The following is an 8,387-nucleotide window of genomic DNA, read 5'->3' on the forward strand; positions in this document are numbered from 1 at the left end:
CTGTCGAATTTGGCGATCCCAAGGATTGAAACGATTGAGCGGGTTGAGTCGATTCGTGACTGGCGGCTGGCGTTGACGGTCCAGTTGACGAAGGATCCGATTGAATCGGTGCGTCTGACTATCCCCGCAAATCACCTTCACTCGCAGGGAGGACCGAGCGAAGCGAGTGGAGGGTCCGCGGCACCAATCGAGCTCTCGTGGTCGTCAGTCTGCGGCCCACTCTTTCCAGACTCGCTCTTGTCCAGCATCTCTTCCAGCGAATCGTCGTCGCCGTCCTCGTCTTCCTCGAACTCGTTGAGCACCAACAACGGGTCCACGAAACTCCACGCCGGTAGGTGTGCCAATAAACTCGTCGCCAGCAGCCCGCCGCGGACGGTCCACATCACGTACCCGACCGAGAGCGCACTGGAGACCCCGGCGAACGACCCTGCGAAAATGTACGGCGTGCGGTCATCCTGCTTGAGTTCGTGCTGCAGATCTTCCATGTCGCTCCACAGCAGTTTGCTGTCGAATTTTGCGATCCCAACAAAGGAGACACCATCACGCGACGACTCTTTGCGATGCCGACTCGAAACACGACCGTTTTCGCTGTCCGATGCAGTGCGAGCCTCGTCGTCTTCCACCACCGCATCGGCCTGCATCGCCGCTCGCTGCGGCATCACGCTGAGGCTCAGGATGGCATCCTCACCGGTTTGAACGACGCCGCGGGACGTGAACACCAACTGCACGTCGGTCCCCGAGTCCGACGCCGAGACCTCGGTCAACAACTGTTGGGATTCGTCCTCCTGTTCGGTTTCTTCTGTGTCGTCAGCCACGGGTTGTTCGGGCGGTACATCGGGCTCGGGCTCGGATTTGACGCTTTGAATGTCTGCCGGACTGATCGGCAAGGAGACTTTGATGACGACGGTTACTGGGGAACTGGTGGCAATGCCATCGGTCACGGCGTACGAAAACGAGACCGTCCCAGAAAAGGATGCCAGCGGCGTGAATTGAAAGGAACCGTCCGAGCCCAGCGTCAGGGTTCCCGACGAGGGTCCGTTCACCGGAACCACCGTGAGCGTGTCTCCGTCGACGTCAACGTCGTTGGCCAGGATCCCTGCGGGTCCGACGCTCAGCGTGATGTCGGGATCCATGGTATAGAAATCCGCAGCCGCGACCGGTGCGTCGTTCACCGGCAGCACGTTGATGCCGACGTTTGCAAGCGTCGATGCCGCCCAATCGTTTGCCGTAACGACCAACGTCTCTGCTCCACTGACATTCGGATCACTCACGTAGGTCAGTCCGCTCGCCGCAGCAAGTGTGGCGTTCATTTGGGCGAGTGACGCGTTGACTTCCACCGCAGAACCACCGTTGCCGGTAACGTTTGCCGCCGTCACCCCACCGGCAACCGTGAGGTCTAGCGTCAAGCTTCCTCGGCTGACATCGAACGAGAACTGCATGGTCGCAGTTCCGAGATCGAGATCGTTGAAGCTGATGCCGTTGATCTGCCAGGCAATGTCTTCGCTGGGCGTTTGGGTGCCGGGAACCACAATCGTGGGAGGACTGTTCACGGACGTCACCGAGACCGTCGCATTAGCGACGTTGCCGTCGATGGATCCATCATTGGCGACAAAGCTGATCGTCCGCGTCGTCGGATCGGGAGCCAACGATGCATTGTGGTAGCGAATGGTCCGCAACACCTGCTGATAGTTCGCGACGGAGTCGACACCGCTGAGCGTGAGCGTTCCGCCCGCGAAGGACGCCGTAATGCTGGTGCCGCTGGTGTCGGCCGAGAGTGTTTCCGCCGCCCCATCAATCGAGTTCGTAATCGTTGCGGTCAAGGAAAACAAATTCAGCGAATCCAGATCGGCAAGTGTCGCATCGGTCACATCGGCAATCAACACGGCACCACCGCCCTCGATGAAGCTGGCGTCGTATCCCGTCCCCGCGGCTCCACTGGAATCATCGCCGTCCAGGTCAAGACTCGGGGCGGTGTTCACTGCAGCGACGCTGACCGTGGTCATGATCGACGTGACACCGGTCCCGTCATAGACATTGAGATTCAGTGCCCGGGGCGTCGTCGTGGGCGTCGCCGAGACGTTGTTGTAGCGGATCGTGCGGAGGACTTGCTGATAATTCGCGATGCTATCGGTGCCTGAAAGCGTCAGCGTGCCGCCGGCATAACTTGCGGCGATGTTTGTCCCAGCGGTGACCGCCGTCAAGGATTCATCGGTTCCGTCGGCCAGATTTGTGATCGTGACCGTCAGCGAAGTCAGTGTCGAGTTGTCGACATCCGTGATCACCGCATCGGTCGCATCCGCGATCCGAACCGGACCGCCGCCTTCGACGAATGCAGCATTGAAAGCGGTTCCGAACACTCCGCTGGAATCATCGCCGTCCAGGTCGATGAAGGTCGGATCGTTCTGGGCCGTGACGTTCAGCTGAATCAGCCCGTCGACGGGCCCGTCGCCCAGAGAATCTCTGACGCGGACGGTGATTTGCGAATCGATGTCGTTGTCAGTCGCCGGTGTGAAGGCGACCGCGGCGAGCGCGGCGTTCACATCGGCGACACTGCCGGTGACCGTCCACACTCCGCTGCCGCCGTTGTACGTGCTGGTCGACGCCCCGAACGTTCCGGTGGTCAATGCCCCGGTTGCTGGCAAGTTCAGGGTCAACGTTGCGGTGATCGTCTGGCCGCCGTCGGGATCCGTCACCACGATGTCGTCCAGGGCGACACCGGCGTCGCCTTCGGTGTAGTTCTTCGATTGGTTCAGATTGGTGGCCAGCGGAATGGTATTCGGTGTCGCGGTGACGGTCACCTGATGTGTCGGCGTGAATGCCATCCCCTTCGGATCGAACAGTCCAGTGATGTACGAGTCCACGAAGTTCCCCGACGTGTCGTAGCGCACGATCCGCTGATTCCAGTGGTCGCTGACGTAAACGTAGTCGTCCGCCCCGAACGTGATTGCGAAGGGTTCGTTTAACCCGCCGAGTCCCGCGGTGACAAAGGTGTCGATAAAGGCTCCGGTCGTGCCGTTGTAACGCAAGACTTCATCGGTAAGAAACGAAGCGACATAAAAATTCCCGTCGGCACCGAATGCAAACGATGTCGGTGTGTCCAGACCGCCCGAACCGGCCGTGACGAAATCATCGACATAGGCCCCGGTGGTACCGTCGAAACGCAAAACGCTATTGGACTGGGCACTCGCCACGTACAAGTAGCCATCATCGCCGAAGAAGATCTTGCGCGTTCCATCAAGCCCGGCGGATCCCGCAGTCACAAAGGCATCGATAAAGGCGCCGGTCGTTCCGTCGTACCGCAACACCTCATCACTTGAAAAGCTGCCGACGTATAGGTTGCCGTCTGGCCCGAACGCCATCCCGCTCGCACCGTCTAGTCCCCCGCTACGCGCGGCGACGAAATCTCCATCCAAGACGCCCGTGACCGGATCGAATCGCTGAACCTTGTCGCTGTTGAATGCGGACACATAGAGTTGCCCATCCGGACCGATGAGGATCTCTTCGGCATACTTCAATTGATTGAACACACCGGTCGAGAGTTCGAATGCCCCTGTCAAGGCGTCGTAGCGGTGGACCGGTGTATTGGTCGCATTGGCCAGGAACAGATCCCCGGTCAGCCACTTGCCGTCTTCGTCGGTTGCCGAGACGAGGATGTTGTGCGTCAGTCCGGCAACGTTGTACGTGTGATTGACGCTGGTGGCGGTTCCCGCGTGCGTCGTGATCGTTCCGTCCCCCCAATCGATCCGCCATCCGGTGAGGGTATCATCGCCAGGATCGTTGGCGGAAAGATTCAGCGTGTAGGTGGCGCCCTGGGCGACCGAAGCGTTGCCGCTGACGATCAGCGACGGGGCGGAGTTATTGACCGTAACGGTTGTGGTCTGGGTCGTGACACCGCCGTTTCCATCGTCGACGCGTAAACCGATCGTATAGGTTCCATCGTCATCGATTCCGAAACTGGCCAGCGTCGCCCAATTGACCGTTGCCGTTGCGGTCGTCGGTTCGTCGGTCTCGCCAAAGTTCCCGTCGTTGTCCAAGTCCCAGGCGAACGTCAGTGTGTCCCCGTTGGCATCGGAGGAATTGGATCCGTCCAGCGACAGCGAGTCACCTTCGTTGATCGTGTAGGGGGCGCCGGCGGACAGGTCCGCGAGGGGAGCCGTGTTGGCAACGACTGCCGTTCCGTACTGCCTGGCGAAGACGCCCGCCGAGTCGACTTGCCCTGGTTGATCCCCTTGGCCGCTCCATACCACCACAAAATTGTCCAGGTCGTGCATCGCAACGGAGGCGTTGATTTGCGATCCGGACGTCGATTGACTGACCGATTCAACCCCGCCGACCTGAAAATCGGTCGCGTCAAAGGAGATGTACTTCACCCCCATTCCGCTGCCATCCAATTGGGTATAGCTGATCACGTAGTTGCCCGCGGCATCCATCGCGATCGAGGGCGCTTCCGCCGAGCTGACCGAAATGATGCGTTCTGGAAAGATCAGCGTTCCATCATCCTGGACCGTTCGCGTCCAGATTCCTTGGGCAAAAAAGGTATCCTCTCGGTAGACCACGATGTAATCGTTGTTCGGTTTGACTGCGATCGCGAGCTGTCGGTCGATCGCTCCGGGATAGTTGACGTCGAGTTTCGAATCCAACGCCGTCGCTGCTCCGAAATCGTATTTCCGCGCGTACGCGTCCGAACCATCCTTCCAGAGCACCACGAACCGACCGCCCTCGTTGATGTCAACCACAGCATCCCCCGCTGAGGATGCGGAGTCGACGGTCAGCAGTGTCGTGGACAACGCATTCCCGACCGGCGTGGAGGTGTAGTCGAAATTGCGGGCGAAGATGCCCTCGGTGGACCCGTTGCTAGTTTCCCACGACAGCACGATTTGGTTGTTGCTATTACTCGCTATGGAAACGTTGGTTTGGTCCCCCGCTTCCGAACCCGCGTTGACCAGAATGTCCGTGGCATCGATGGCCGCTCCGCTAGCGTCGTATCGGCGGACATAAATGCCCGTTCCGTCTTCGTCATCGGAAACGTAGGCGATCGCGAATCGCCCACTGGCGTCGGCGGTGACGACCGGCAAGGTCTGATCGCCGTCGGTGTCGACGTTGACCTGGAATTGCCCGCCCAGCTTTGCCCCGAAGGAATCGAACCGCTGTGCCATGACAGCCGTTCCATTGAGATCGGCGCTGTAATCGACCCAGGTGACGATGCTGTTGCCCAGTCCGTCGACCGCAACCGCTTGTTGGGGTTTTAGAATCGATTGATTCCCCGTCGCCGGCGAATTCACCAGTCGTTCGCCCGTGGTCGCGATTTCCGGCGTCGCGAGTAACCCGCTCCACGTCGCATCATAGGATTCGGCAAGGATCGAATCGGATTCAATCAGCCCCGTCGCAAACTCCAACTCCCAGTCGCCGCCGAGCGAACCGCTGCCGGTGTCATCAACCGACGCGGCGACGTCCGCACCGGTCAATTCCGCGAGCGCCTCCAGCATCGTCCTGCCGTCGACCGTTTCGGCCAGTTCACAGCCATACAACATCACGTCCGCTTGGTCGTTCAGAAAGGCTGCCCAGCCGGCGAATTCGCCCGCGTACCCGGCCAGATTTCGATCGTCCAGCACGGTGTTGCCGAGGCGAAGTTTGCCGTCGTTGCCGTGCGAAAGCACGTGAATCGCGTCGACATCGGCGTATCCGTGCAGAATCTCGCCGATCTGACGAACCCCGTCACGCCTCGCGTCGAGCAGATAAATCTCCAAGTCGGCGTGCTCGTTGCCGCTGCGAAGATCGGCGATCAATGACTGATAATCTTGGACGCCCGCGTCGACGAAGACCAATTCCAACCGCTGTCGCTGTTGTTTGTCCTGTTCCGTGTCGCCGCTTGAACTGGCTGACGTCTGGCCAGTCGATGCCGTGTCCGAGAATGTCGTGTCCGAGAAATTTAGATCGACGGTCGGTGCGGCCAAATCGGAATCTGAGGGTACGCCCTCCACCTGAGGCGGCGCCATCGGGGTGGCGCTGAACAACAAACGCTTTTCCAAGACAGCGGCATCAAGCAGGTATCCGGTAGAACGAACGACACTTGACTCGGCAATTGATTTTCGTTTACGCCAGCGCACTTCAATGGTCCGACCATTCAGATGAAAGTTAGATCTATTCCTCTCTACCCTATGTCAGGGATTGGCGGAGCTGCGCCTTTGAAACCGAGAGGGCGGCAACACCTTGGCAAGGCTTAGCGATTGTGCCGCCTGGAGGAGTCTTGAAGAGCTTGCCTTTCATTCCGAGGATACGTGCCCCGGTTCGAATTGCGGCCGGCTTGTGGCATCTGCCGGAAGCCATCGACGGCCATTCCAACCGATGAACGATCAACGTGTCTTGCTTCATCAACTCCACGGACGGAGTGTTTCATGGATCGAACCGTTTGCAAACGCTACATCGCGATCGCGACCTATTGCTGGGTCGCCGGATCGGCCTTTGCGCAAACGGACGATTTGCCGTCGTGGCTCTCTCCGCCAACGACACAGACGCAGCAAAATCTGGAGCAATCGCCGGAACTGACAGAGGTTTTTGCGGAACCGGTCGTCAGCGGCGAAGCCCCGCACGGCGTCCGCGTGGCCCAACGCTCCGGTCCAGCATCAACGGACTCAGGTACGGAACCGCCGCCGTTGACGGTCGGTGCGTTGCCGGACGAGTGGTTGAACGAGACATCGATCGCCGAGTCCGACAGCAACACACCGCTTTCACCCGAATCGGTACGGCAGTTTTTGAAGTCCCAGGCCGAAGGTTCACCGATTGCGGACGGCTTTCGACCGTGGTGGGAAACCACCGCGACAGCGCCGTTTGAATTATCGCCGTCCTCGATCGTCGTCGATGGCGACAGTCTGATCCTCGAGACCTTACGACACAGCTATCGCATCTCGGCGGTCAACGAAAACATCTGCATCGCCCGCACCGGAATCACTCGCGCGGCCGCTGATTTTGATCCGACCGCCTTCGTCGAATCAAAATTCTTGCGCACCAGCGTCCCCACCGGCAGCGACCTCGATGCGGGCAGCAATGTCGACCGTTTGCGAGAGGAAGATTTTTCGTTCTCCGGCGGCCTACGCCGCAAACTTGAAACCGGAGCCGAGTTTGAGATCGGACAACAGATCGGATTGCGCGACAGTAGTTCGCAATTCTTCACGCCGAACAACCAGGGCAATTCCCGGCTGACTCTCAGCTTCAATCAACCACTCCTCAACGGAGCCGGCCGGGCGTTCAATCGAAGCCTGATCGTGCTGGCGAAGCTTGACACCCAAATCGCAAGCGAAGCCGCCACCACCGCGATCCAAAACCACTTGCTTTCCGTCCAGGAATCCATGTGGAACCTGTATTATCAGCGTGCCTCACTGCTGTTGCGGATCCGCCACCTCAATCAGGCCAAGTCGATTCACGATTGGCTGGAACAGCGACAGGGATTGGATGCCTTGCAAAGCCAACTCAAACGCGCCGAAGCCGCCGTCGCCACAAGAAACTCCGAACTTGCCCGCGCAGTGACTTCGATCCGAAATGCCGAGGATCAGCTCCGCATGTTGGTCAACTCTCCCGAATTGACCAGCGACAAAACGGCGGAGATCATCCCGGTGCGTCCCCCCTCGCTGGACCTGGTCCCCGTGTCACTGGAAGACGCCGTCGTCACGGCCCTGCAACAGCGGAGTGAAATGAATGAAGTCGCCCGCGAGCTGGACACCGCGCGGGTGCGTTTGAACGTCGCTCAAAACGAACTGCTGCCCATGTTGGACTTGGTGCTGGAAACCTATTTCAGCGGACTGCGTGGCAGCCAAGACATCGGCCGCGCCTGGGTCGACCAGTTCAGCGTCGGCGAGCCGAGCTACAGCGCCGGGCTGCGGTTTGAAGTGCCGCTGCAGCGCCGCGCGGCCAAGGCCAACATCCTTCGCCGTCAAGCAGAACTCCGTAAACTTGCCAGTCGGTTAAGCGAAACGATCGCCAAACTCCATGCCGAGGTTGCCGCGGCGGTGCGCGAAGTCGAAACCAGCCACCGAGAACTCGGGGCACGCTACGTGGCGATGGTGTCCGCACAGCAATACGTCGAACTGATCTCCAATCGATGGCGAGAGTTGCCCGGAGACGGGTATTCCGCCAACTCCCTGCTGGAGGACTTGCTCGATGCCCAAGACCGCTTGCTGGCGGAGGAAGTCGGCTTCGCCAGGGCGCAAATCGACTACACGCTCAGCACCTCACGGCTGAAGCGGGCGACCGGCACGCTGCTGCAAATCGAACCGATCGGGTCAGCGTCCAACACCGTTCCTTGAGGGTCTCGCGTGTCGTTGGTGTCCAGCCTTCAGGCGCATCCCCACGCGCTGCGAAGCAGCAAGACGAGCGGCTGAAGCCCAATACCG

2 protein-coding genes are annotated in these 8,387 nt (G+C 59.7%); one reads left to right on the top strand and one right to left on the bottom strand.

Going from position 1 to position 8,387, the window contains the following annotated elements; all coding sequences use genetic code 11:
• Positions 1–137 precede the first annotated feature (137 nt).
• Entirely contained in the window at positions 138–6,107 is a 5,970-nt protein-coding gene (locus NZK35_RS17300) for a DUF4347 domain-containing protein (RefSeq protein ID WP_259633789.1), read from the bottom strand.
• A gap of 288 nt (positions 6,108–6,395) precedes the next feature.
• On the opposite strand from NZK35_RS17300, the gene NZK35_RS17305 reads away from it, so the two are divergent.
• Positions 6,396–8,300, top strand: a complete 1,905-nt coding sequence (locus NZK35_RS17305; protein WP_259633790.1) for a TolC family protein — start codon at positions 6,396–6,398, stop codon at positions 8,298–8,300.
• Positions 8,301–8,387 lie beyond the last annotated feature (87 nt).

The organism is Stieleria sedimenti (assembly GCF_025060895.1).
GTDB lineage: Bacteria > Planctomycetota > Planctomycetia > Pirellulales > Pirellulaceae > Stieleria > Stieleria sedimenti.